Annotated in this window: 17 protein-coding genes; 10 read left to right on the top strand and 7 right to left on the bottom strand. The window is 70.5% G+C overall.

The window, feature by feature from the left end; genetic code table 11:
* Positions 1-39 precede the first annotated feature (39 nt).
* The 3 genes from AB0M02_RS23335 (at position 40) to AB0M02_RS23325 (ending at position 4,774) form a co-directional block, all read left to right on the top strand.
* Positions 40-1,044, top strand: coding sequence for an alcohol dehydrogenase catalytic domain-containing protein (locus tag AB0M02_RS23335; protein ID WP_364230017.1), 1,005 nt, complete (start codon positions 40-42; stop codon positions 1,042-1,044).
* Positions 1,045-1,305: 261 nt separating this feature from the next.
* Positions 1,306-2,856, top strand: a complete 1,551-nt coding sequence (locus AB0M02_RS23330; RefSeq protein ID WP_364229897.1) for a TROVE domain-containing protein — start codon at positions 1,306-1,308, stop codon at positions 2,854-2,856.
* 34 nt (positions 2,857-2,890) lie between these two features.
* Positions 2,891-4,774 (top strand): ABC transporter ATP-binding protein, encoded by a 1,884-nt coding sequence (locus AB0M02_RS23325; protein ID WP_364229896.1) that lies wholly within the window; start codon positions 2,891-2,893, stop codon positions 4,772-4,774.
* Positions 4,775-5,146: 372 nt separating this feature from the next.
* Here the strand turns inward: AB0M02_RS23325 and AB0M02_RS23320 are convergent, their stop codons facing one another.
* The 4 genes from AB0M02_RS23320 to AB0M02_RS23305 all read right to left on the bottom strand — a co-directional run bounded on the left by AB0M02_RS23320 (position 5,147) and on the right by AB0M02_RS23305 (position 10,535).
* Positions 5,147-5,707, bottom strand: coding sequence for a hypothetical protein (locus AB0M02_RS23320; RefSeq protein WP_364229894.1), 561 nt, complete (start codon positions 5,705-5,707; stop codon positions 5,147-5,149).
* Positions 5,708-5,931: 224 nt separating this feature from the next.
* Positions 5,932-7,806 carry a hypothetical protein gene (locus AB0M02_RS23315; protein WP_364229892.1) on the bottom strand — a complete coding sequence of 625 codons (1,875 nt, stop codon included), beginning with the start codon at positions 7,804-7,806 and terminating at the stop codon, positions 5,932-5,934.
* 61 nt (positions 7,807-7,867) lie between these two features.
* Entirely contained in the window at positions 7,868-8,962 is a 1,095-nt protein-coding gene (locus AB0M02_RS23310) for a nitronate monooxygenase family protein (RefSeq protein WP_364229891.1), read from the bottom strand.
* Complete coding sequence (locus tag AB0M02_RS23305; protein WP_364229890.1) at positions 8,952-10,535, bottom strand: acyl-CoA synthetase; 1,584 nt, start codon at positions 10,533-10,535, stop codon at positions 8,952-8,954. Before AB0M02_RS23305 ends, AB0M02_RS23310 begins: the two co-directional genes overlap by 11 nt.
* A gap of 63 nt (positions 10,536-10,598) precedes the next feature.
* Between AB0M02_RS23305 and AB0M02_RS23300 the strand changes: the two genes are divergently transcribed.
* A complete protein-coding gene (locus AB0M02_RS23300) occupies positions 10,599-11,372 on the top strand; it encodes a crotonase/enoyl-CoA hydratase family protein (protein WP_364229889.1) in 774 nt (257 codons plus the stop codon).
* Positions 11,373-11,417: 45 nt separating this feature from the next.
* On the top strand, positions 11,418-12,155 hold the full coding sequence (locus tag AB0M02_RS23295) for a methyltransferase domain-containing protein (protein ID WP_364229888.1): 738 nt from the start codon (positions 11,418-11,420) through the stop codon (positions 12,153-12,155).
* A gap of 114 nt (positions 12,156-12,269) precedes the next feature.
* Here AB0M02_RS23295 and AB0M02_RS23290 read toward each other — a convergent pair whose 3' ends face one another.
* Genes AB0M02_RS23290 through AB0M02_RS23280 form a run of 3 tightly spaced genes read right to left on the bottom strand, consistent with a single transcriptional unit; the run spans position 12,270 to position 17,263 of the window.
* Complete coding sequence (locus AB0M02_RS23290; RefSeq protein WP_364229886.1) at positions 12,270-15,446, bottom strand: hypothetical protein; 3,177 nt, start codon at positions 15,444-15,446, stop codon at positions 12,270-12,272.
* A complete protein-coding gene (locus AB0M02_RS23285) occupies positions 15,409-15,678 on the bottom strand; it encodes a hypothetical protein (RefSeq protein ID WP_364229885.1) in 270 nt (89 codons plus the stop codon). The genes AB0M02_RS23290 and AB0M02_RS23285 overlap by 38 nt, the downstream gene beginning before the upstream one ends.
* Before the next feature lie 55 nt (positions 15,679-15,733).
* A complete protein-coding gene (locus tag AB0M02_RS23280) occupies positions 15,734-17,263 on the bottom strand; it encodes an acyl-CoA synthetase (protein ID WP_364229883.1) in 1,530 nt (509 codons plus the stop codon).
* A 100-nt stretch (positions 17,264-17,363) separates the two neighbouring features.
* Here AB0M02_RS23280 and AB0M02_RS23275 point away from each other — a divergent pair, with 100 nt between their 5' ends.
* The 5 genes from AB0M02_RS23275 (at position 17,364) to AB0M02_RS23255 (ending at position 23,850) form a co-directional block, all read left to right on the top strand.
* Positions 17,364-18,233 (top strand): OB-fold domain-containing protein, encoded by an 870-nt coding sequence (locus tag AB0M02_RS23275; RefSeq protein WP_364230015.1) that lies wholly within the window; start codon positions 17,364-17,366, stop codon positions 18,231-18,233.
* Positions 18,230-19,207 carry a lipid-transfer protein gene (locus AB0M02_RS23270; protein WP_364229882.1) on the top strand — a complete coding sequence of 326 codons (978 nt, stop codon included), beginning with the start codon at positions 18,230-18,232 and terminating at the stop codon, positions 19,205-19,207. The genes AB0M02_RS23275 and AB0M02_RS23270 overlap by 4 nt, the downstream gene beginning before the upstream one ends.
* On the top strand, positions 19,207-20,358 hold the full coding sequence (locus AB0M02_RS23265) for a thiolase domain-containing protein (protein ID WP_364230013.1): 1,152 nt from the start codon (positions 19,207-19,209) through the stop codon (positions 20,356-20,358). The genes AB0M02_RS23270 and AB0M02_RS23265 overlap by 1 nt, the downstream gene beginning before the upstream one ends.
* Positions 20,355-21,944 carry a GMC oxidoreductase gene (locus AB0M02_RS23260; protein ID WP_364229881.1) on the top strand — a complete coding sequence of 530 codons (1,590 nt, stop codon included), beginning with the start codon at positions 20,355-20,357 and terminating at the stop codon, positions 21,942-21,944. The genes AB0M02_RS23265 and AB0M02_RS23260 overlap by 4 nt, the downstream gene beginning before the upstream one ends.
* Before the next feature lie 67 nt (positions 21,945-22,011).
* Positions 22,012-23,850: a S8 family serine peptidase gene (locus tag AB0M02_RS23255; RefSeq protein WP_364229880.1), complete on the top strand. Its 1,839-nt coding sequence runs from the start codon at positions 22,012-22,014 to the stop codon at positions 23,848-23,850.
* Positions 23,851-24,325: the final 475 nt, after the last annotated feature.

The raw sequence follows: 24,325 nt of genomic DNA, 5'->3' as shown, positions 1-24,325 counted from the left end.
GGCAGCTGATTATTGCGATAACGTGTTCCAGTGGAGTCGATGCGGGCGTACCGGATGACGAGCTGGGGTTCGCCCGGAGAGGCGTGCATCGTGCCGGTGCCGTCACCCGGGCCGGGCGAGGTGCTGGTGCGGGTGGCCGGCTGCGGGCTGTGCCGCTCGGACCTGACGATGCGGCAGATGCCGCAGGTCATCGGCGAAAAACTGGGCTGGCGGATGCCGTTCACCCTGGGCCACGAAACCGCCGGGCGGGTGGCGGCGTTCGGCGCGGGCGTCGAGGGCCTCACCCCGGGCGAGGCGGTCGCGCTGGTTTCGCCGACATCATGCGGGCGGTGCCGATTCTGCCTACGGGGACGCGACAGCATGTGCCCGCAAGGGCAAACCGGGAGAGGGTACGGGCAGGACGGCGGCCTGGCCGATTTTGTGCTCGCGTCGTCAGCGCGCGGGGTGCTGCCGCTCGGGTCGCTCGATCCAGTTTCCGCCGGCCCGCTGATGGACGCCGGCGCCACCGCCTATCACGCGGTCCGCCGTGTTCTGCCGCACGTTCTCGACCGGGTCGTGGTCGTCGGTGCGGGCGGGCTGGGCGCTTTCGCCGTGCAATTCCTGCGAGTGTTGAGTGGCGCGCAGGTGATTGCCGTCGACCCTTCCTCGGCGCGCCGCGAATACGCGCTCTCCGTGGGCGCCTCGACCGCCCTGCCGCCCGACTTCTCGACCATTCATGACGTCGATGCCGTGCTGGACTTCGTCGGTACCGACGACACCATCGCGGCGGGCATTCGCGCTGTCCGGCCCGGCGGCGCGTTCGGGCTGATCGGCTCGGCCGGCGGGCGGCTCACGAAGCCCTGGTTCGGCACACTGCCCCGCGACGGCGAGGTGTTCACCTTCCAGGGCTCGTCGATCGCGGACGCCCAGGAGGTCATCGCCCTGGCGCGGTCCGGTCAGATCCGCAGCGAGGTGACCGCCTTCCCGTTCGAGGAGGCCGGTCTCGCCTACGAGCGGCTGGCCGCCGGGACCCTGTCCGGCCGCGCCGTGATCGTCCTCGAATAAATTCGCGCGACAGCCGATCACGACGGTTGCTACGTTTCTTCCCGCACCCCGGAGCCATTCGGGAGTGCGCAATGTCTGATGTGGGTGCCCGGTGCGCAGGTGCCGGCTACTTCGACTCTGAATCGAGTGGTCGCGGGTTCGAGTCCCGCCCTCCCGGCTCTTCGGGAGGTAGCTCAGGGGATAGAGCACTTACGTTTCCGTCACCGCCTTTGATCTCGGGCACCCGCTTCAGATTTTGCTGTTTCGGAAAGGGGCCCCGTCGTGGCCAAGTTCAACAAGACCGCGGTGCGCCCGGCGGCGACCGGTCCGATCACCACGACCGGCCGGGCCCGGACCCACGAGGGCGGGGCCGGCGCGGTCCGTGACCCCAAGGGTGAGCTCTTCCTGCTCGCGGTCGCCAACATGGCCGGCGAGGACACGTTCTACGAGGCCGCCGGCGACCGGGACGCCCGTTTCGCCGCCCTCGTCCAGCGGGTCGCCGTCGCCGATCCGCAGTGGATCACCGACTTCCTCGGCTGGCTGCGCACGGGTGCGAACATGCGCTCGGCCTCGCTGGTGGGTGCGGCCGAGGCCGCCCGTGCCCTGCTCACCGCCGGACAGCCCGGCGGGCGCCGGCTGATCAGCTCGGTGCTCCAGCGCGCTGACGAGCCGGGCGAGCTGCTCGGTTACTGGACCTCGCGGTACGGGCGCGCCCTCCCGAAGCCGGTCAAGCGCGGGCTCGCCGACGCCGTGCAGCGCCTGTACACGGAGTTCAGCCTGCTCAAGTACGACACCGGCAGCAAGGGTTTCCGCTTCGCCGACGTGATCGAGCTGGTGCACCCGGTGGCGGCGACGCCCGCGCAGGGCGAGGTGTTCAAGCATGCCCTGGACCGCCGGCACAACCGGCCGTTCCCACCCGCTCCCGACCTCCGGATGATCAGCGCGAACGCGGCGCTGCGTTCGGCCGCGGCGGACGACCCCACGGCGCTGCTCAACACCGAGTCGCTCCGGGCCGCCGGGCTGACCTGGGAGGACGCGCTGTCGCTCACGGGTTCGCGGGTGGCCAAGGGCAAGCTGTGGACCGCGCTGATCCCGACCATGGGTTACATGGCCCTGCTGCGTAACCTGCGGAGCTTCGACGAGGCCGGTGTGTCCGACTCGGTGGCCGAGGTCATCTGCGCACGGCTGTCCGACCCGGCCGAGGTCGCGCGGAGCAGGCAGTTCCCGTTCCGCTTCCTCTCGGCTCACCGCGCCGCGCCCTCGCTGCGCTGGGGACACGCGCTGGACAAGGCGCTCACGGCGTCGCTGGCGAACGTCCCGGTGCTCCCCGGCCGTACCCTCGTGCTCGTCGACCGCTCGGGCTCGATGTTCTACGGAACGTCGCGCAACGCGCGGCTGACCAACGCGGACGCGGCGGCGATCTTCGGCACCGCGGTGGCGATGCGCAACCTCGGCCGGGCCGACCTGGTCCAGTTCGGGAGCAGCGCCAAGCGGGTCGACGTGCGCGCGGGCGAGTCGCTGCTGCGGATCGTGGACCGGTTCGGCGACCTCGGCGGGACCAACACGCTCGCCGCGGTGCAGCGGTTCTACAACCGCCACGACCGGGTTCTGATCGTCACCGACGAGCAGGCGCACGCCGGCCAGGGCAACCCGGGTTCGGCGCTGCCGCCCACGGTTCCGCTCTACACCTGGAACCTGGCCGGCTACCGCCCCGGACACGGCCCGGCCGGGCCGTACCGGCACACTTTCGGCGGCCTCACCGACGCGGCGTTCCGGCTGGTACCGCTGCTGGAGTCGGGCGCGAACGGAAACTGGCCGTGGAAAACGGCTTGACCTGAACCTTGGGTGAGGTGGCAGCTTGCTCTCCATGAGCATGGAGATGGCTGCCTGGAACTCGATGTATCACGCGATGCACCAGCAGGACGACAAACGCCCGTTCTCGCTGGCGACGCTGCGCCGCATCGCCGCCTTCGCGAGGCCACACCGGCGCGCGCTGACCGGGTTCCTGTTAGTCAGCGTGGTCACGGCCGTCCTGGCCGTGGCCACGCCGGTGCTGGCCGGCCGGGTGGTGGACGCGATCGTCGACGGCGAGGACTCCGACCTTGTCGTCGTCCTGGCCGTGGCGATCGGCGCCTTCGCCCTGCTCGAGGCCGGCCTCGGCCTGGTGCAGCGCTGGTTCTCCGCCAGCATCGGCGAGGGCCTCATCCTCGACCTGCGCACCGCCGTCTTCGACCACGTGCAGCGGATGCCCGTGGCGTTCTTCACCCGCACCCGCACCGGCGCCCTGGTCAGCCGCCTCAACAACGACGTCATCGGCGCCCAGCGGGCCTTCAGCGACACCCTCTCCGGCGTCGTCGGCAACCTGGTCGGCCTGATCCTCACGCTGATCGTCATGATCGGCATCTCCTGGCAGATCACCCTCCTCTCCCTCGCGCTGCTCCCGGTCTTCGTCCTCCCCGCCCGCCGGATGGGCGGCCGCCTGGCCCGGCTCGAGCGCGAGGCCGCCACACACAACGCGGCGATGAACACGCAGATGACCGAGCGCTTCTCCGCACCGGGCGCCACACTCGTCAAGCTCTACGGCCGGCCGGGTGCCGAGTCAGCCGAGTTCGCCGCGCGCGCCCGCCGTGTGCGCGACATCGGCGTACGCACCGCGATGTCCCAATGGCTCTTCCTCACCGCCCTGGTCTCCGTCTCCGGTGTCGCCATCGCTCTCGTCTACGGCCTCGGCGGCGTCTACGCCCTCCAGGGCCGCCTCGAGCCCGGTGCCGTGGTGGCTCTCGCCATCCTGCTCACGCGTCTGTACGCCCCGCTCACCTCCCTGGCCAGCGCCCGCGTCGAGGTGATGAGCGCCCTGGTCAGCTTCGAGCGCGTCTTCGAGGTCCTCGACCTCAAGCCCCTCATCGAGGAGAAACCCGACGCCCGCACCGTCCCCGACGGCCCGGTCTCCGTCGAGTTCGACAGCGTCCGATTCGCCTACCCCTCAGCCGACAAGGTCTCCCTGGCCTCGCTGGAGGAGGTCGCCGTCCTCGACAGCCGAGGCGGCGTCGAGGTCCTCCACGACGTCACCTTCCGCGCCGACCCGGGCCAGATGATCGCCCTCGTCGGCTCCTCCGGCGCCGGCAAGTCCACGATGGCCTCACTGCTCCCCCGCCTCTACGACGCCGGCTCCGGCACAGTCCGCCTGGCCGGCGTCGACGTCCGCGACCTGTCCGCAGTCTCGCTGCGCCAGACCCTCGGCATGGTCACCCAGGACGGCCACCTCTTCCACGATTCAGTACGCGCCAACCTCCTCTTCGCCGCCCCCACCGCCACCGAGGACGAGATCTGGGACGTCCTGCGCCGAGCCCGCGTGGCAGACCTGGTCACCTCCCTCCCCGACGGCCTCGACACCGTCATCGGCGAACGCGGTTACCGCCTCTCCGGAGGCGAACGCCAGCGCCTGACCATCGCCCGCCTCCTGCTGGCCAAACCCCGAGTGGTGGTCCTCGACGAAGCCACCGCCCACCTCGACTCCACCTCCGAACAGGCCGTCCAGGCAGCCCTCGCCGAAGCACTCTCCGGCCGCACCGCCGTCGTGATCGCCCACCGCCTCTCCACAGTCCGAGCAGCCGACCAGATCCTGGTGATCGAATCCGGCCGAGTCCTCGAACAGGGCACCCACACCGAACTACTCATGGCCGGAGGCCGATACACCGAGCTCTACAACACCCAGTTCGCCGACTCCCCCACCCAGCCCACAACCGCCTGACCCCGCGCGACGCAACCCGCACCACCGCGGGGGAAAGTGGACTCCAGAAGTCACCCAGCATGGTCGCAAACGGCGTGGTCGACGAAACCCGGAAGCCACCCAGAGCAAATGCGTGAAACTCGCGGTCGCCTGTCACAAAAGGCCGTTTCGCAGACTCGGCCACGCGCGGTGGCAAGAGCCACGCGCGGTGGCAAGAGAGCGGGACGGTGACACAACAAGGTCCTGGCAAATCGTGAGCGTTTCCGAGCTGATTGGGTGGACGCGGGACACCCGATCGGTGCCCCGCGTCCGCGTGTGAACGCACCCGCCGAAGGGCCCGCCGCAGCGCGGCGGCTGAAGCTCACCGACACCCGTAGCGCCGAGGAGCAGGGGTCAGCTGCCCTGCTCCCAGTAGAAGCTGACCAGCACCTGCGGTGAGGTGAACCGGGCTCCGGTGGCGTCGGTGACCACCGCCACCCAGCCCGACTCGCAGTAGAACGTATGGCGGATGCCCGACAGCGGTCGCAGGAAGCTGGTGGTGCAGCTCGACGGGCTCTGCGCCGACGAATACAGGTCGCCGCCCACCTTTTGCCACGCGCAGGTGTACGGGCCCGTGCCGCCGTCCGGGATCACCGTCACCGGACGGTCGTACTCGGGTGGGCTGCTGAAGATCCGCTGGTACTCCCAGTGCGTGTCGCTCACGGTGGCGGTGAGCGACTTTCGGCACGTGAATGCCGTGCTTCCCGTGCTCTGGCCGTCGTCGGGGTTGTCGAAGCCGATCGTCAACCCGATCACCAACGTCTGGCCGGACGAGCAGCTCACCAGGATCTGCCTTCTCTCGTTGAGATCGGGCCGGGCATTGCCGTCCGTCGTCCACTGGATGAAGTCGATCTTCCGGTCGTCGACGTCCGGTGGAATGGTGCAAACGACGTCGAGTGTGCCGGTCAACGCCATTCTGCAAATGGGGGCCTTCCCATCGGCGTGGGCCGCGGTCGCTCCGATCAGCAGACTTCCGAGCATTGCGGCGAGCAGCACAAAAGCGGCGCCTAATCGTGATCGCATCTGATCTCCTGATCAGGTAGACAATGCTCGATGGATGGCCCGTTCGAGCTACCGGGTATTCGCGCGCCGCGGCTCTGCGGATGGCCCAGGACGCCAGGACGCCGGTGCCCGAACCCTCAGGTCTTGCGGACCGCGCCGGTGAAGCCGGCGATGAACAACGCCGCGAACGCCCACGCCAGCGCCTGCAGGAACCACCCCGCCACCGCCAGCGCCTGTCCGGCCGGCGCTGTCGTCGGGGCGCACGTCTCCCGCGCGCCGGTTTTGAGCAACGGAGTTCCCAGGTCCAGGCCGACCCCGATCTGCTCCAGCGTGCTGCACGGCGTCCCCACCGACGGGGTGCGGCTCGTGTGCGCCAGCCCGCCCTCACTCCCCGCCCACAGCGCCGCGACCACCGACAGGATCAGGACCCCCAGGAGTACGACGAGAGCACGCCACGTCTGATAACCGAAGCCCAGCGTCCAGCCGGTGAGTCTCGTCCAGAAGCGGTCCCAGCCGGTGATCGCTCGGCGGTCGATCTGGGCCTGCCGCTGCGCCATCAGGATGGTGCGGACCTCGCGGTCGTGGCCGGCGGCTCGGTGGACGGCGGCCAGTTGCTGGTACGGCTGGGCGGCGTAGGCGGGAGTGCGGCGCAGCAGGCGCAACCAGTCCGACAGGCGGCCGGGGCGGGGCAGGCCGATGTATGTGGTGCCGTCCAGGTCGATCAGTGCGCCGCCGCTGGACGAACCGATGGTCGAGGTGTCCAGCCACAGGTGGCCGCCGATGGTCGCGTACGGGACCTGGATCGTGCCGTGCTCGGCGGCTCCGGTGGCGGTGAAGCCGCCGCCCATCCAGACGCCCTGGTCGACTCGCAGGCCGTGCGCGTCGATCGCGGGGCCGGCGGTGTTCTGCAGCTGGGCGCCGTTGCAGTCGAGGACGCCGAGGTGGGCGTCGACGAGCCGGAGGGTGCCGGTGAGGCCGGTGTTCGTGAGGGTGCAGTCGCGCAGGAAGAAAGCCTCGTCCACGCGGAGCAGGTCGGCGTCGACGGCCGGGCCGGCGTCGTTGGACAGCGTGGCGCCGTCGCATTCGAGGCGGCGGAAGTGGGCGCTGGCCAGGCGGACGGCGCCCAGGGGGCCGACGCCGGTCGCGGCGAAGCCGTGGCGCAGGAACACACTCTGCTCGACGCGCAGGACGTTGGCGTTGAGGGCGGGGCCGTTCGTGTTGGCGAGCTGGGTGTTGTCGCACTCGAGGGAGCCCAGGTGCGCGCCGAGCAGGTGGATGGTGGCGAGCTCGCCGGCGCCGGTGGCCTCGCAGCCGCGCAGGAACAGGCCGTGTTCGACGCGGAGTTCGTTGGCGTTGAGGACCGGGCCCGCGCTGTTGGACAGTCGCGCGCCGTCCGCGTCGAGGTTGGCGAGGTGTGCGCCCATCAGGTAGATCGAGGCCGCCTCGTCCGCGCTGGTGATCGTGCTGTTGCGCAGGAACAGCCCCTGGTCGGCGCGCAGGCCGTTGCCGTTCAGGACGAGGCCCGAGGTGGTGCTCAGCCGCGCGTCGTCGCACTGAACACCGCCCACCCGGCCGCCGGACAGCAGGATCGCGCCGGTGACCGTCGCACCGATCAGGCTCAGCAGCCTGGTCTCGAGACGCCCGGCCTCGATGCCGTCGCCGATCCACGAGTTGTCCAGGGACACCGAGATCAGGGTGGCGTCGTTGAGCAGCAGCCCGTCCGGCAGGTAGCAGTGGTTCAGCCGTATCTCCAGGTCACGGCTGACGTTCTCCAGATCGATGCGGCCGGTGACACGGACGCCGCGCAGGCGCAGCCCGCGCGGGTCGGGCCGTTCCACGAGGCGGCCGGTGACGATGTCGCGGACGACCTCGGCGCGGATCGTGCGGGTGGGGCCGGTCCACGAGCGCATCGCGGCCTCGTCGACCGGGCCGGCACCGGCCACGTCCAGTTCGACACCGTCCTCGACCGCTTTGACGAGGCGGCTTTCCAACGGGGTCAGTGATCCGGCCATGCCGTAGCGTGGCAAGCCTCCGGACCGGCCGCCAGTACACGGCCGGTACCCGACACCACGATCAGGTGAGCTTGGACAGACGGGACAGCGTCTCGTCGGCCTCCGCGACGAGATCGGACAGGACGGCGGCGACCGGGCGGACCTCGTTCATCCGGCCGACGATCTGGCCCACCGGCATCGGGACGACCGACGGGTCGCCGGATTCCATGAGGCGGTCGTGCGCCCCCGAGACCAGCAGGTTCTGCAGGGGCATCGGCAGCGGTTGCGGTGCCGAAGCCTCGGCCCAGGCCTCGGTCCAGCGGTTGCGCAGCAGGCGGGCCGGTTTGCCGGTGTAGATGCGGGTGCGCACGGTGTCGCTGGAACCCGCGGCCAGCAGGGCGGCGCGCAGTGCTTCGGACGCCTGGTACTCCGCGGTGCCCAGCCAGACCGAGCCCATCCACACACCGCGCGCGCCCAGGGCCAGGGCTGCGGCGATCTGGCGCCCGCTGCCGATGCCGCCGGCGGCCAGGACCGGTACGCCCGGCCCCACGGCGTCGACGACCTCGGGCACCAGGACCATGCTGGCGATCTCACCGGTGTGGCCGCCGGCCTCGTACCCCTGGGCGACCACCACGTCGACGCCGCCGGCGAGGTGGCTGCGGGCGTGGTCGGCCCGGCCGGCCAGAGCGGCCACCACGAGGCCGTTGCGGTGTGCCTGGTCGATGACGTCGGGCGGCGGCGGGCCGAGCGCGTTGGCGATCAGCCGGGGCGGGTGGGTGAGCGCCACCTCGACGTGCGAGCGGGCCACCGAGTGCAGCCACCCGAGGACACCGTCGCGGCGGGGGCCCTCGGCGTCGAGCGGTGGTACGCCGAGCCGCAGCAGGGTCCGCTCGACGAAGTCGCGGTGGCCGGGCGGGATCATCGAGTTCAGGTCGGCCGGTGTGCCCTCGGCCGGGACCTTGCCGGGCATCACGATGTCCACGCCGTACGGTCGCCCGTCCAGCTCCCGGTCCAGCCAGGTGAGGACGCGGTCCAGTTCGCCGGGGTCGTTGAAGCGCACGCACCCCAGCACGCCGAGCCCGCCGGCCCTGCTGATCGCGGCGACCACCTGCTCGGAGGGGCTGAACCCGACGATCGGGACGTCGATGCCGAGCAGGTCGCACAGGTCAGTCCGCACTGGTGGCCTCCCCAGCGGCGGAGTCGTGTGCCCGCGCGTACTCGTGTGCCCACCGGTAGTCGGCCTTACCGCTGATCGTGCGGGCTATGTGGTCGACGAACCAGACCTTGCGAGGCACCTTGTACCCGGCGACCTTCCGGCGGACGTGGGATTCGAGATCGCCGAGCTCTACACGTACCCCTGAACGGGTTTGAACGAGCGCAACCACCCGCTGGCCCAGCAGATCGTCCGGAGCCCCGATGACAAGGGCGTCGAAGACGCCGGGGTGCGCCTTCAGCGCGCCCTCCACCTCCTCCGGGAAAACCTTCTCGCCGGCCGTGTTGATGCAGGTGTTGCCCCGGCCCAGCAGGGTGATCGTGCCGTCCTCCTCGAGCCGTGCGAAGTCGCCGGGCATCGCGTAGCGGATGCCCTCCACCTCGGTGAGCAGCGCGGCCGTCTTGACCGGGTCCTTGTAGTAGCCGAGCGGGACGTGCCCGCCGCGCGCGAGGCGGCCGACGACACCGGGTGGCGCCTTCTTGCCGTACTCGTCGATGACGATCGTGTTCGGTCCGGGCATGACCCGCGGGCCGTCGACCGCGCCGCCCTCCACATCGGCGACGATGCCGATGCCCGCGAAACCGGTCTCCGAGGAGCCGATCGCGTCGGTGACCATGATGTTCGGCAGCGCGTCGAGGTACTGCCGTTTCACCGACGGGGAGAACAGCGCGGCGCTGGAGGAGACGGCGACGAGCGAGGTGCCGTCGTGGGAGCCGGACAGGTACTCCTCGATGATCGGGCGGGCCATCGCGTCGCCGATCAGGACCACGACGTTGACCTTGCGCGCTTCGATGACCCGCCACACCTCGGCGGCGTCGAAGTGCGGCAGCACCACCACGGTGTCGCCGGCGAAGAGCGCCATGAGAGCCGCCCACTGCGCGTTGCCGTGGATCAGCGGGGCCAGGCAGAGCCGGGTCATCTGCGGCATCTCGGCGCCGCGTCTGGTCTGCGCCCACTCGTCCTCGAGAGGCACGCCCGACATGAAGTCGATGCCGCCACCGAGCACACGCCAGACGTCCTCGTGCCGCCAGATGACACCCTTCGGATAGCCGGTGGTGCCGCCGGTGTAGAGCAGGTAGATGTCGTCGCCGGAACGTTCCCCGAAGTCACGGCCGGGATCGCCGGCCGCGAGGGTCTCCTCCCAGCCGTCGCCGATCGTGACGACGGTGTGCATCTCGGGAGGTCGAACCTTTGCCACTTTGTCCGCGAAACGGTCGTCGTGAACGAGCGCTTTCAGTTCGGCGTCCGCGAAAAGATATTGCAACTCGTTCTCGACGTACCGGTAGTTGACGTTAACGACCACGGCGCGCAGCTTGTACACCGCGATCATCGACACCACGGCCTCGATCGAGTTGCCCGCGTAGAGTCCGATGTGGTCACCCTTGCCCAATCCATGATCACGCAGGAAGTGGGCCAGACGGTTGGCTGCGTCCTCCAGCTGGGCGTAAGTCAGCTCACGCTCGCCGCAGGCCACCGCGACGCGGTCGGGAAAAGCGTCGACCGCATGCTCGAAGAGGTCCGCTATATTGGCCGCCATCCACAGAAAGTAGAACCTGTTATCGTTCCGGGCAAGCCCCTGTGAGCCCGGGAGGAAAACCAGGTGGACGCCCTTGTCGAGCAACGCGGACCGATCCTGATCGTGACGATGAACCGGCCGAGGGTCCGCAACGCCCTCTCCGCCGAGATGATGGCCGTGATGCGCGAGGCCTGGGACCGCGTCGACACCGACCCGGACATCCGGGTGGCGATCCTCACCGGGGCGGGCGGCTCGTTCTGCGCCGGGGCCGACCTGCGGGCGATGACCGAGTCACATCCCGGCGACGACCTCCGGGACGCGAATCTGGAAAGGATCGACGCGCTCCTCAAGGGACGGCGGCTGAGCAAACCCCTGATCGCGGCGGTGGAGGGACCGGCCGTCGCGGGCGGCACCGAGATCCTGCAGGCGACCGACCTCCGGGTGGCCGGGGAGAGCGCGCGCTTCGGTGTCTCCGAGGCGCGCTGGGGACTGTTCCCCCTGGGTGGCTCCGCGGTGCGGCTGCCGCGGCAGATGCCGTACACGATCGCCGCCGAACTGCTGCTCACCGGCCGCCACCTGTCCGCGGCCGAGGCCCGCGAGTTCGGCCTGATCGGGCACGTCGTCCCGGACGGGCAGGCCCTCGCGAAAGCCGTCGAACTCGCCGAGATGATCGCCGCCAACGGCCCCCTCGCCGTCCAGGCGATCCTGCGCACGATCCGCGAGACCGAGGGCATGCCGGAGAACGAGGCGTTCGCCATCGAGTCGAAGATCGGCATGCAGGTCTTCACCAGCGACGACGCCAAGGAGGGACCGCGCGCCTTCATCGAGAAGCGCAAACCAGTCTTCCACGGCCGCTGAGAATTCGGTTGCCGCCCGGCGCCGGGCTCCGCTTGGCTCGCCCGGGTGAGCCTTCTACGCCCGGACCGCTATCCCCGATCGTCGCGCTACGACCAGGACTGGGTGCTGAGCCTGGACATGGGACCCCACCCGCTGTGGCTCCTCGAGGACCTGATGACCGACCTCGACCTGCGCCCCGGCATGCGCGTGCTCGACCTGGGCTCCGGGCGGGGCGCCACCTCGGTCTTCCTTGCCCGCGAATACGGCGTCCAGGTCGTCGCCGCCGACCTGTGGATCCCCGCCGACGAGGCCACCGCCGTCCTCACCGCCGCCGGCGTGGCCGACTCCGTGACCGCCGTGCACGCCGAGGCCCACGCGCTCCCGTTCGCCGAGGACGAGTTCGACGCGATCATCAGCATCGACGCTTTTGAGTACTTCGGAACGGCCGACAGCTACCTGCCCTACCTGGTGCGCTTCCTGCGCCCGGGCGGCCAGCTGGGCGTCGCCACCCCAGGCATGACCCGCGAGATCCGCGACCTGGGCGCCATCCCCGCACACATCAAGGACGTCGTCGGCTGGGAGGCCATCGCCTGGCACACTCCGCAGTGGTGGCGCTTCCAGTGGGAGATCACCGAACTGGTCACGGTGACCTCGGCCCGCCTCCAGAAGGACGGCTGGCGCGACTGGCTGCTGTGGACGAGGGCCACCTCCGTCCCGTCCCAGTCCGTCATCGACATGCTGGAGAAGGACGCCGGCGAGCTGCTGGGCTTCGCGATGATCACCGCAAGAAAAAACCACCCATAGGGTACGCGCTACGTGCTCTGCCTCCGCCAGACCCGCGACCACCCGCACCGCGAGGCCGTCCGGCGACCATCGCTACCTGTGCATGGTCACCGTCCCGGCCGCTGAGTTCGAGGGTCAGCGGACCTCCCAGAGGCGGACGGTTTCGTCGGTGCTGCCGGTTATCAGTACCCGGCCGTTCGGGGTGAAGGTGCCGGCCGTCACCTCGCCGGTGTGGCCGGTCAGGCGCTGGACCACCTGACCGGTGGTGGTCTCGCGCAGCTCCGCCGTGTCGCCGGAGCCCGGCATCGCGATCAGGCCGCCGTCCGGGCTGAACGCCCACCACCAGCCGCTGAGGTTCGCCACGTCGGTGACGGCGCCGAACTCGCGGCTGGTCCGCATGTCGGCCACCACCCGGCCGGTCCGCATGTCCCACAACCGGACACCGATCCGCGACGTGATCTCGGAGACCGAATAGGCCACCGTCGCGGCGGCGAGCCGGCCATCGGGGCTGAAGACCAGCGGGCCGAGCCTGTCCGTGGGTGCGGCGGCGGCGAGCAGGTGCCGGAAACCCCCGGACGGCACGTCCCAGAGGAACACGCCCTCGTCGGCCAGCGCGGCCACCGTGGCGCCGTCGCGGGAGAACACCAGGTCCGTCATCGCCGTGCCGCCGGTGAGGTCCCGGATCGGCGCCCCGGTCCGCGGGTTCCACAGGCGGACCGTCCGGCCGTCGGTGGCGGCCAGGACGTCACCGCGCGGCGCGAAGGCGATCGCGCTGACGTCGTCCGCGGAGACCGCCAGCAGACGGTCGGCCTCGTGGTCGCCCGGCCGGCGGAGCAGCATCTGCTCGTCCTCCGAGCTGTACGCGGCGAACAGCGAACCGTCCGGCGAGAAGACGACCTCGGCCGTCGCACCGCGCAGGACGTCCACCTCGTCCACCACCGCACCGGTCGCCGCGTCCCAGACCTTGGCGACGCCGCTGCCGGCAACCGTGGCGAGCAGCCGGCCGGTGGGGGCGAAGACGACCATCGACGTACGCCCACCCGGCGTCAGCGTCGCGACCCGCTCGCCACCGCCGGTCTGCCAGACCCCCGCGGTGTCCGGGGCGTCGCCGGCGAACGCCACCGTCCGCCCGTCCGGTGCGGCCGCCATCACGCCGAGCTCACCGGTGTTGGCCAGCCGGGTGAGCGGCTCGGCCCGGTCCGCGTGCCAGACCGCGAGCCGGCCCTCGCCCGCGGCGAGCACGGTGTGGCCGTCCGGTGTGACGGCCAGCTGCTCCACCCGCCGGTCCAGCCCGGTGAGCACCCCGGCCGAGTTCACCCGAGGTGTCATGACCAGCAGCGACCATCCGGAGAGCAGGACGGCGACCGTGACCGCGAGTGCGAAGACGCGGAACCTGCGCGACCGGCGCAGCCTGGCGAGCAGACCCCTGGCGGGCGCCTCGCCGTCCAGCCCGGTCGGCGCGTCGTCCGTGGCCAGCCGCTCCTGCAGGCGCACGTGCCGGAACTGGAAGACCCCGCCCGACCGGCGCAGCAACTGGTGGTCCTGCGCCTGCTCCAGGAACTCCAGCAGCCGGAACGGCAGCTGGCTCCGGGCCGCCATGGCGATCCGGAAGACCAGGAAGCGCGTCCAGGCACGGGTCGAGAACATGATGAGGGCATAGACGAATCCGGCCAGCAGGCTCACGGCGGCGAGGACGTCGTAGCGGCCCTGTATGCCGGCCGGTGTGACGTCGTTCCAGAAGTCGAGAACGACATCGCCCAGGTCCGGGCGGCCGGGCTCCCCCGGCCAGCCGACCATGGCCATGCCGAGAAAACCGCAGAACGCCACGAAGAACGCGGCCACCGGAATGCTCACCGCCACCGCGACAGCGCTCAGCACGGCACCGATCGCGGCGGAGACACCGTCGTCGCGAAGCAGTGCGTGCGGCTCGGCGAGTCGCGCCTGCAGGGGTGACTGACTGGCGCAGTTGTGCGCGAGTGCTCCGAGCCAGACAACCGCCGACGCGGCTACGAACAGTCCGGTACCGGTCGCATAGATGTTCACCATGAAGAACGACCACGGCTGGACGGCGAACACCGGGATCAGCGGAAACACGACGGCCGGTGCGACGGCGACGAACCCGAGGAACCTGCTGGCGGTGTTCCGGCGCCGGAGGGCACCCCGCAGCGACAGGGCCGGCCGGGCCGGCGGCCGGGTGTCCGGGGCCATCATGCCGGCCATGAAGCCGAAGATGGCCATGAAACCCGCAATGGCCAGGGCGGACTCGCCGGCCGCCACCGGCCGCAGAGCCGCGAAGGTCGCCACGCTCATCGCGGCGGCGAGCGAGATCGAGAGGAGTACCCCGCCGCCGCCGTCGCCGCGGTCGGGCATCTGCCACCAGACCAGGTCCCGTTCCCGCCAGACGTGCAGCTGCCGGGCCAGGTACCTCAGGTAGGCGCGCTCCTTCTGCTCCGGGTACGCCGTTTCCACCAGCCTGTCGAGCAGGTGGTTCTCCAGGTCATAGCGGCCGTCGAACCGCAGCAGCTCCTGCGGGTCGGTGCCGGGGTGCGAGTACGCCGTGCGGGCCACAGCGACCATCAGCGGGCTCTGGAACGTCCCGGCGAGCGGCCCTTCCCGGTCGCGGCGCAACTCGGCGAACACGCGCTGCCAGCCCGGGTCCGCACCGGCCCCGATGAAGTCCACCACGTCGTCGACACCGACCGGGCAGACCCGGACCAGCGCGGCCCGCCGCAGGACCGGCCCGCCGCCGGCGACCACGTCGCGGAACTCGGTCAGCCGGCAGGTCAGCACGACCGGCCGCTTGCCGCCGGTCGACCTGTTGATGCCGTCGACCGCGACCGCCCGCGCCGACTCGGTGATCTCGTCGAGGCCGTCCAGGACCGGTGTCAGCAGTCCCCGGACCAGCAGCTCGCGGGGGATGGTCGAGGCGCCGTCGTAGTACGTCGAGGCGATCGTGCTGGTCATCCAGTTCTCCAGCGAGACACTGGCCGGATCCCAGGACGAGAGCGACAACAGCACCGGCACCGGCTCACCGGGCCGGCGCCGTTCCAGGAGGCCGAGGGTCAGCATCAGCGCGAGCACGGTCTTGCCGGATCCGGGCTCGCCGAGCATCACCAGGCGGCCGTCCGGGATGGCCCGGTAGGCGGCGGCCAGGCTCTTCACGGCGGCGTCGAAGTCACCGTCGAGCCGCCCCGGGCTGACCCGGATCTCCGACTCGCTGACCAGGTTCTCCGCGCCCTCCCAGGCCAGCGGCAGCACGCCGGAGCCGTGCAGCTCACGGGCGGCGGCCTCGGCCAGCCAGGTCGAGCGCACCCGCGGCCAGGTCGTCCGCGACGTCGCCGGCCGGCGGCGCAACCGGCCGGGCGAAGAGCTGCAGGGCGGTCAGGAGAAGGCTGAGACCGCCGAAGACGGCGCCGAGGAGACCGGCTGCCGAGTCCAGCTCCATGCCGGTGAGGACGACCAGCAGGAAACAGAGGAGGAATCCCGCGGCCGAGGCCAGGGTGATCCATGTGAGAACCCGTCGTCGCGGCCACCCGGAAAGCACAGACCCACAGTAGAGAGACTCCCGCGCCTGGCTATAAGTCGAACGGGTGATCCGGTCAGATGGCTCGGTCGCGGCCTGTCCAGTACGGGTCGCGGAGGTGGCGTTTGTAGAGCTTGCCGTTGGGGTCTCGCGGCAGGGTGTCGACGTAGTCGATGGTGCGCGGGAGTTTGAACCTGGCGAGGCGGGTGGTCAGGAAGCTCAGGAGGTCCTCGGTGAGCTGGGGGCCGGGGGTGGTGCCTGGGGCGGGCTGGACGACGGCCTTGATCTCCTCGCCCCACTCGTCGTGGGGGATGCCGAAGACGGCGGCGTCGGCGACGGCGGGGTGGCCGGCGAGTTCGTTCTCGATCTCGGCGGGGTAGACGTTGACGCCGCCGGTGATGATGACGTCGCTGGCGCGGTCGCAGAGGAACAGGTAGCCGTCGTCGTCGAGGTAGCCGATGTCGCCGACGGTGAACATGCGGTCCCGCCAGGAGGCGCGGGTCTTCTCGGCGTCGCCGTGGTACTCGAAGGTGGCGTCGCCCATCTGCAGGTAGACGGTGCCGGGCTCGCCCGGTGCGGCGTCCTTGCCGTCGTCGTCGAGGACGCGGACGCGGGAGCCGGGCCAGGCACGGCCGACCGAGCCGGGGCGTTCGAGCCACTCGGGGGCGGTGATCAGGGTGCCGCCGCCCTCGGAGGCCGCGTAGTACTCGATCACCACGGGACCGAACCAGTCGAGCATGTCGCGCTTGACGGGCTGGGGGCAGGGGGCGGCGCCGTGGATCATCGCGCGCATCGAGGAGACGTCGGAGGCGGCGCGGACGTCGGCGGGCAGGGCGAGCAGGCGGCGGAACTGGGTGGGGACCATGTGGCTGTGGGTGACGCGGTGCCGGTCGACGAGGCGGAGGAACTCGGCGGCGTCCCAGTGGTCCATCACGACGACGGTGTGCCCCAGCTGGATCGAGATGATCGCGAAGTTCATGACGGCCGTGTGGTAGAGCGGTGAGCAGCACAGATGCACGTGATCGTCGAACGGGCGCAGCCCGAACAGGCCGAAGAACCAGAGCGAGACGGGCGGGACGTCGTCGGGGTCGAGGCCGAGCAGCGGGCGGCGGACGCCCTTGGGCCGGCCGGAGGTGCCCGAGGTGTAGACCATGAGCGCGCCGAGCGTACGCGAATCTGGTCTTCCGGATCCGCCCGCGCCCAGCGTGACCAATGGCTCGAAGCCCGGGATGTCGCCGACCGCGAAGCGCGCGGCGGCCGATGCGCCCGCACCCCGCGCTGCCTCGGCGAAGCGCTCGTGAGCGACGAAGGCCTTCGCCCCGCTGTCGCGCACGATGTAACCGAGCTCGGCGGCGGTCAGATGCCAGTTGAGCGGGACGACGTGCAGGCCGATCTGCGCGGCCGCGAAGTAGGCGGTGAGGATGTCCGCGCCGTTGGGCAGCAGCAGCGCCACGGTGTCGCCGGCGCCGAGACCCGCCGCGCGCAGCCCACGGGCGATCCGGTCGGCCTCCGCGGCCAGCTCGCCGTAGGTGATCGTCCGGCCGTCCGGATCGACGACCGCCGCGAGCTGCGGCGACCGGTGCGCGATGTTCCACATGCCCGTCATGGGCCAACCTTATAACTCGTTCCATCTGGCGAAAAGCCGTTGCAGGCTGCACTTGCCGGGCAATATTGGAACGTGTTTCACTCGACGCGTGGAAGCGCCGATGTCGATCGCCTTCGATTACACGCGCTCGCTCGGGCCGGTGCTGGGCCGGTTCATGGCGGGGCTGCGTGACCGTCGGGTGCTGGGCGCGCGGACCTCGGACGGCCGGGTGCACGTGCCGCCGCTGGAGTTCGACCCGGTGACGATGGAGCCGGTGACGGACCTGGTTCCGGTGAGTGCCGGCGGGGTCGTGGTTAGCTGGACGACGGGGTGGGCACTGGTCCGGCTGGACGGCGCGGACACCCCGATGCTGCACCGGCTGGAGGCGGACGATCCGCACACCGGAATGCGGGTCCGGATCCGGTGGGCCGACCAGCGAACCGGACATATCCAGGATATTTCGGGTTTTGAGCCAGGCGAGACCGACGGCTCGGTGGCGGCAGCCGCCACTGAGCCCGTCACGATCATGACGGTGCCGATCCAGCTCGACTACCGGCACACCACCTCCCACGAGGAGGACCGCTACCTGCGGGCACTCGCCGAGGGACGGATCATCGGGCAGCGCTGCCCGGCGTGCCGCAAGGTCTACGTGCCGCCGCGCGTCTGCCCGGCCGACGGCGTGGCCACCGTCGAGGTGGTGAACCTCCCCGACCGCGGCACCGTCACCACGTTCTGCGTGGTCAACGTGCCGTTCGCGGGGCAGCGGCTCACCCCGCCCTACGTCGTCGCGCAGGTCCTGCTGGACGGCGCGGACATCCCGATCCCGCACCTGGTCCTCGGCGTCCAAGCCGGCGACGTGCGGATGGGCCTGCGGGTGGCGGCGGTCTGGCGCGATCGCTCGCGGTGGTCGGCCACGCCCGAGAACATCGCGCATTTCGAGCCCACCGGGGAGCCGGACGCACCCTACGAGACGTACGCGGAGCACCTGTGAACACCGTCGCCGTCATCGGCTTCGCCCAGTCGAACCAGTCGCTCACCACCAGCGGCGTGGAGACCCTCGTGCCGGTGTTCGAGGAGGCACTGCGGGACGCCGGGCTGGGCCGTCGCGAGATCGACTTCTGGTGCTCGGGCTCCTCGGACTATCTGGCCGGGCGGGCGTTCTCCTTCGTCAACGCGGTGGACGCGATCGGTGCGGTGCCGCCGATCAGCGAGTCGCACGTGGAGATGGACGCGGCGTGGGCGCTCTACGAGGCCTACCTGAAGATTCTGACCGGGGAGGCGGAGACGGCCCTCGTCTACGGCTTCGGCAAGGCGTCCGCGGGCGACCTGCATCGCGTCCTGGCGCTGCAACTGGACCCATACACGGTCGCGCCACTGTGGCCGGACGCGGTGAGCATCGCGGCTCTGCAGGCGCGCCTCGCCCTGGAAGCCGGGCTGTTCACCGAACGGGACATGGCGGCCGTGGCGGCCCGTGGATCGGGTGGTGATGTCGAGGAGATGCTCGGTCACCCGTACATCTCAGATCCTCTGCGGAACCACGACGTCGCGCGAGTGGACGACGGTGCCGCAGCCGTCGTCCTGGCCGGGGGTGACCGCGTGGGCAGGCAGCGTGACCGGCCCGCCTGGATCTCCGGGATCGCCCATCGGATCGACCCGCAGGGTCTCGGTGAGCGTGACCTGACCACCGTGCCGTCCGCCGCTCTCGCCGCCGCCGACGCCGGCCTGGACGATTGCCCGGTCGCGCTGCACGCGCCCTTCACGCACCAGGAGCTGCTGCTGCGCCGGGCTCTCAGCATCTCGGACATGTTGCCAACGGGCGGCAACGCCATGTTCTCCGCCGGTCTGTCCCGCATCGGCGCGGCGGCCACCGAGATCATGTCCGGCCGGGCGCGGCGGGCCGCGGGGCACGCGACGAGCGGGCCGGCACTGCAGCAGAACCTGGTATGCGTGATGGAGGCGGCGTGATGCGACGGGCGGCCGTTCTCGGGACCGGGCAGACGGATCACCGCACCCGGCGCACGGACGTGTCGATGGCGGGACTGTGCCGGGAGGCGATCGACCGGGCCCTGGCGGACGCCGGGACGGACTGGTCGCAGATCGACGCGGTGGTGCTGGGCAAGGCGCCGGACCTGTTCGAGGGCGTCATGATGCCGGAGCTCTTCCTGGCGCAGGCGATCGGCGCGGCGGGGAAGCCGCTGCTCAGGGTGCACACGGCCGGGTCGGTGGGCGGCGCGACAGCGATCGTGGCGACGAGCCTGATCCGGGCCGGGGTGCATCGGCGGGTGCTGGCGGTGGCGTTCGAGAAGCAGTCGGAGTCGAATGCGATGTGGGCGCTGTCGATCCAGCCGCCGTTCACCGCGCCGATCGGGGCGGGGGCGGGCGGCTACTTCGCCCCCCATATACGCTCATATATCCGGCGGTTTGATGCTCCGTCCCATATCGGGGCCCTGGTCGCCGTCAAGGACCGCCGGAACGGGGCATTGAACCCCCACGCTCATCTGCGGCAGCCGGAGATCACGCTGGAGTCGGTGCAGGCGTCACCGATGCTGTGGGACCCGATCCGTTATGACGAGACATGTCCGTCATCGGACGGTGCCTGTGCCATCGTTCTCGGCGATCAGGCCGCTGCGGAGTCGTGTGATCGCCAGGTCGCGTGGATCCGTGCCACCGCCATGCGGACAGAACCGACATTTTACTCGGGTAAGGATCACGTCAATCCTCGCGCGGGCTTCGAGGCGGCGCAGGCATTGTGGACTGTCGCCGGCATCAAGGACCCGCTGGCCGAGATCGACACCGCCGAGCTTTATGTGCCTTTTTCATGGTTCGAGCCGATGTGGCTGGAAAATGTGGGATTTGTCGGGCCGGGTGAGGGCTGGAAACTCGTCGAGTCCGGCGAGACCAGGATCGGCGGAACACTGCCGGTCAACCCGTCCGGCGGCGTCCTCTGCTCCAACCCTATCGGCGCCTCCGGGCTGCTCCGCTTCGCCGAAGCCGCCATGCAGGTCATGGGCCGCGCCGGTGAGCACCAGGTGGCGGGCGCGTCCACCGCGCTCGGTCACGCCTACGGGGGCGGTTCCCAGTTCTTCTCCATGTGGGTGGTCGGGAGGACCCCGTGAACGTCAGCCGTCGCACCGTACTCCGCCTCGCCTCAGCCGGTGCCCTCGCTCAACTACCCACCATGGCCGCACCGGCACTGCGCGGCCGCAGCGCCGTCATCATCGGCAGCGGGTTCGGTGGTGCGGTCGCCGCGCACCGGCTGGCCCAGGCCGGGATGGTGGTGACCGTTCTGGAACGGGGCCGGCGATGGACGCTGGACGGCTCCGGCACCACGTTCTGCACGATCGGCAACCCCGACTGGCGATGCGCCTGGTTCGGCGACCGGCCGCCGCTCGGTCTGGACACCAGCAAGGTCATCGAGCGCCGGGCCGGGCTGATCCAGAAGCACGTCGGCGACGGCATCCAGGTCATGTGCGGCGCGGGCGTGGGCGGCGGCTCCCTCGTGATCGGCATGTTCTTCCCGCAACCGCGCCGGTCGGACTGGGAGCGGGTCTACCCGTCCGCCCTGCCCTACACCGAGTTCGACACCGTCTATTGGCCGCGTGCTCGGCAGAATCTGGGCGCGACGGTCATTCCTTCAGACATTCAAAACCATGCGAGGTACGCGGGCGCGCGCGCATGGCTCCAATACGTGTCCGAGTTCGGCCGCACCGCCGAACCCGTACCGTTCGGGGTCGACTGGGACGTGGTCCGCGCCGAACTGGCCGGTCAGGTGACCCCCTGCCACACGATCGGCGAGGGCCCGTTCGGCAGCAACTCCGGCGCGAAGAACAGTGTCGACCGCAACTACCTCGCGTGGGCCGAGGCGACCGGCAACGTGACGGTGCTGCCGCTGCACGAGGTCACCGAGATCCGCGAGGTGTCCGGTTCGGAGCTGTTCGAGGTGGCCTGCCGGCAGATCGACGAGCGGGGAGCGGTCGTCGGCTCCAAGCTGATCACCACCGAGTTCCTGTTCCTGGCCGCCGGGTCGCTGGGCAGCACCGCACTGCTGCAATCCTCCCGCGCCAAGGGCCGTCTCCCCCGGCTGACCAGCACCGAGGTCGGCAAGGGCTGGGGCAACAACGGCGACTTCCTGGTGGCCCGGCTCAACCTGCGCAGGACCGTGGGCAGCGCGCAGGGCGGCCCGGGGAACGTGCGCTTCCACGACGACAGCAACCCGTACGCGCCGGCGTCGATGGCGTGGGAGGCGGCACCGATACCGTCGTGGCTCCCGAACACCACCGCACACCTGATCACCAGCCTCGCACCGGAGCGCGGGGAGATCCGGTACGACGCGGCCACCGGCACCTCCAAAGTCCACTGGCCGTACGCGGAGATGGCGACCTCCTCCGACAAGGCCGGTCGTGATCTGGCGACCCGGCTGTGGTGGGCGACCGAGGGCAGCAAGGGTTCGCTGCTGACCGGGCTGCCGTCCTACGACCGGAACACCGGGATGGGCCTGGGCTCGCGGAACACGTACCACCCGCTGGGCGGCCTGGTCATGGGCAAGGTCACGGGGTACGACGGCAAGGTCGGCGGATACTCGAATCTGTACTGTGTGGACGGCGCGCTCCTTCCCGGTTCGGCCGCCCTGTCCAACCCCTCGCTGACCATCACGGCCAATGCGGAACGCTGTATGGACCTTTTCCTGGCGTCAATGGCTTGACGGCCGATCCGATTTGTCACCCGGTCTACTTAAGATCGTCTTCCATCGAAACGGGGGAGGACGAAACTTGCGCAAAATCAGTGTGGCCGCCGGGGTGCTGAGCACCGCCCTGGTCGTGTCACTCGCTGCTGTTCCGGGGGCCGCGCAGGCCGGGGACGGCAACGACATCGAGTCCCGTAAGCGGCAGGCGCGCGCCGTGGGTGCCGCCGAGGCCGCACCGGGCAGCCGGGAGGCCGCGTCGAAGGAAGCCGGTAACGCCGCCGACAAGGCGGCCGGTGACTCGGTCCGCCTGGTGGTCGGCTTCAAGAACGGCGTGTCCGCGAGCGCGCTCAGCTCCGCGGGCGTCCGCAGTTCCGGCAGCCGGGAACTCACGAAACTCGGTGCCACCACGGTCACGGTGTCCAAGTCGGACCGGGCACGGGTCGTGGCCGACCTGAAAGCCGATCCCGCGGTGAAATACGTGGAGGAGGCTTCGGTCGACCGTGCCGCGGTCGTGCCCAACGACCCGGAGTACGTCAACCAGACCGAACTGCCGCAGATCACCGTGCCGCAGGCGTGGGACACCACGACCGGCTCGGCGATCACGGTCGCGGTCATCGACACCGGCGTCAGCGCCATCGGTGACCTGGCCGGCGGCGTCGTGCTGCCCGGCTGGGACTTCATCAACAACGACGCCGACGCCTCCGACGACCAGGGTCACGGCACCGCAGTCGCGTCGCTGATCGCATCCCGCGGCAACGACGGTGCGGGCCTGGCCGGCGTCTGCTGGTCCTGCCAGATCCTGCCGGTCAAGGTCCTCAACGACGAGGGTGTCGGCGACTCCACCATCACCGCCGCCGGCATCGTGTGGGCCGTCGACCAGGGCGCGCGGATCATCAACCTGTCGCTCGGCGGAGGCGGCGGCACGGCGCAGGCGGACGCGGTGGCGTACGCGCAGTCCAAGGGCGCCATCGTCATCGCCGCGGCGGGCAACGACGCGGTCGGTGACAAGTTCTACCCGGCGGCCTACCCCGGCGTGATCGGCGTCGGCGGCACCGACGAGAACAGCGACTGGTACGTGGCGTGGGATCCGTACATCGGCTTCTACGGCTCGAACTGGGGACCGGACTGGGTCGACGTGGCCGCGCCGTGGTGCACCCGGGCACTCGACCTGGAGACCACCGGTTACGGCTGGTTCTGTGGCACGTCGGCGGCGACGCCGCTCGTGGCCGGAACCGTCGCATTGCTGAAGTCGAAGGACCCGGCGGCCCGCAACGCCGCGCTGGTGCACGCCCTGACCAGCACGGCACAGCCGACGTACACCACCGGCTTCACGCAGTACGGCGAGATCCGCGCCGGCAGCGCGATCTCGGCGATCGACTCGGCCAGCCCGCGGGTCACCGGTGCCGCCCCGGCACACGGCTACCGGTTCCGGGGCACCACGACCGTGACGGCCTACGGAGTGGCGGACTCGGGTCCGTCGGGTGTCAACTACGTGGAGCTGTGGGCCAACGGACGCTACATCGGGCGGGACTACTCGTACCCGTACCAGGTCCGTTACAACAGCGGCTCGTCCAACGGCACGGTCCGGTTCGTGTTGCGGGCGGTCGACCGGGCGGGCAACTGGGGTGACTACACCCGTTACCTGGTCGCCGACAACAAGGCACCGTCGGTGAAGTTCACGGCGGGTCCGGGCAACAACAAGAAGGTGAAGGGAACCGTCACTGTCAAGGCGGGCGCCAGCGACGCGAGCGGCATCGCCCGCGTCGAGCTGCTGATCGACGGGAAGGTGGTGGCCCGCGACTACAAGGCGGGCTACTCCTTCAAGATCAAGGTCAGCAAGTACGGCAAGAAGTTGAAGGTCCAGCTGCGAGCTGTGGACAAGGTCGGCAACACGAAGACCGTCACTCGCTACTGGAAGCGCTGAGGCTCGCCCTCCGAGGTGCCGGGGCGGCTCCACGAGTCGCCCCGGCACCGCGCCACCACCACCCACTCACCGCGCCGCCCGACTCACCGCGCCGCCCGACTCACCGCGCCGCCCGACTCACCGCGCCACCCCACTAACCGCGACGTTGGCCCGCCCACCGCGACGTTGGCCCGCCCACCGCGACGTTGGCGGTTTTGGGGCAGGGATGGCCCACTCCGGGCGGTCAGGCTTGATCCCTGCGTGGGCCATCCCTGCCCCAAAACCTTTCCCATCGCGGTAAGCGGGGCGACTTGCGCTCGGCGGGGGGTTCGCCAGGCGCGGAGCCAGCTTTCCGGTTCGGCGCCGGCTTCCGGGCGGAGACCAGGCGCGGGGCTGGTGCAGTGCGGAACAGTGCTGCGGCCCTGGGCACCATGAGCTTCCGCATTCATCTTCGGCGCGCCGAAAGTGGCGCTACGGCCGCGACCAAACACCCCGC

Source organism: Actinoplanes sp. NPDC051861, assembly GCF_040681145.1.
Taxonomy (GTDB): Bacteria; Actinomycetota; Actinomycetes; order Mycobacteriales; family Micromonosporaceae; genus Actinoplanes.
This window is presented reverse-complemented; position numbering and strand designations above follow the sequence as displayed.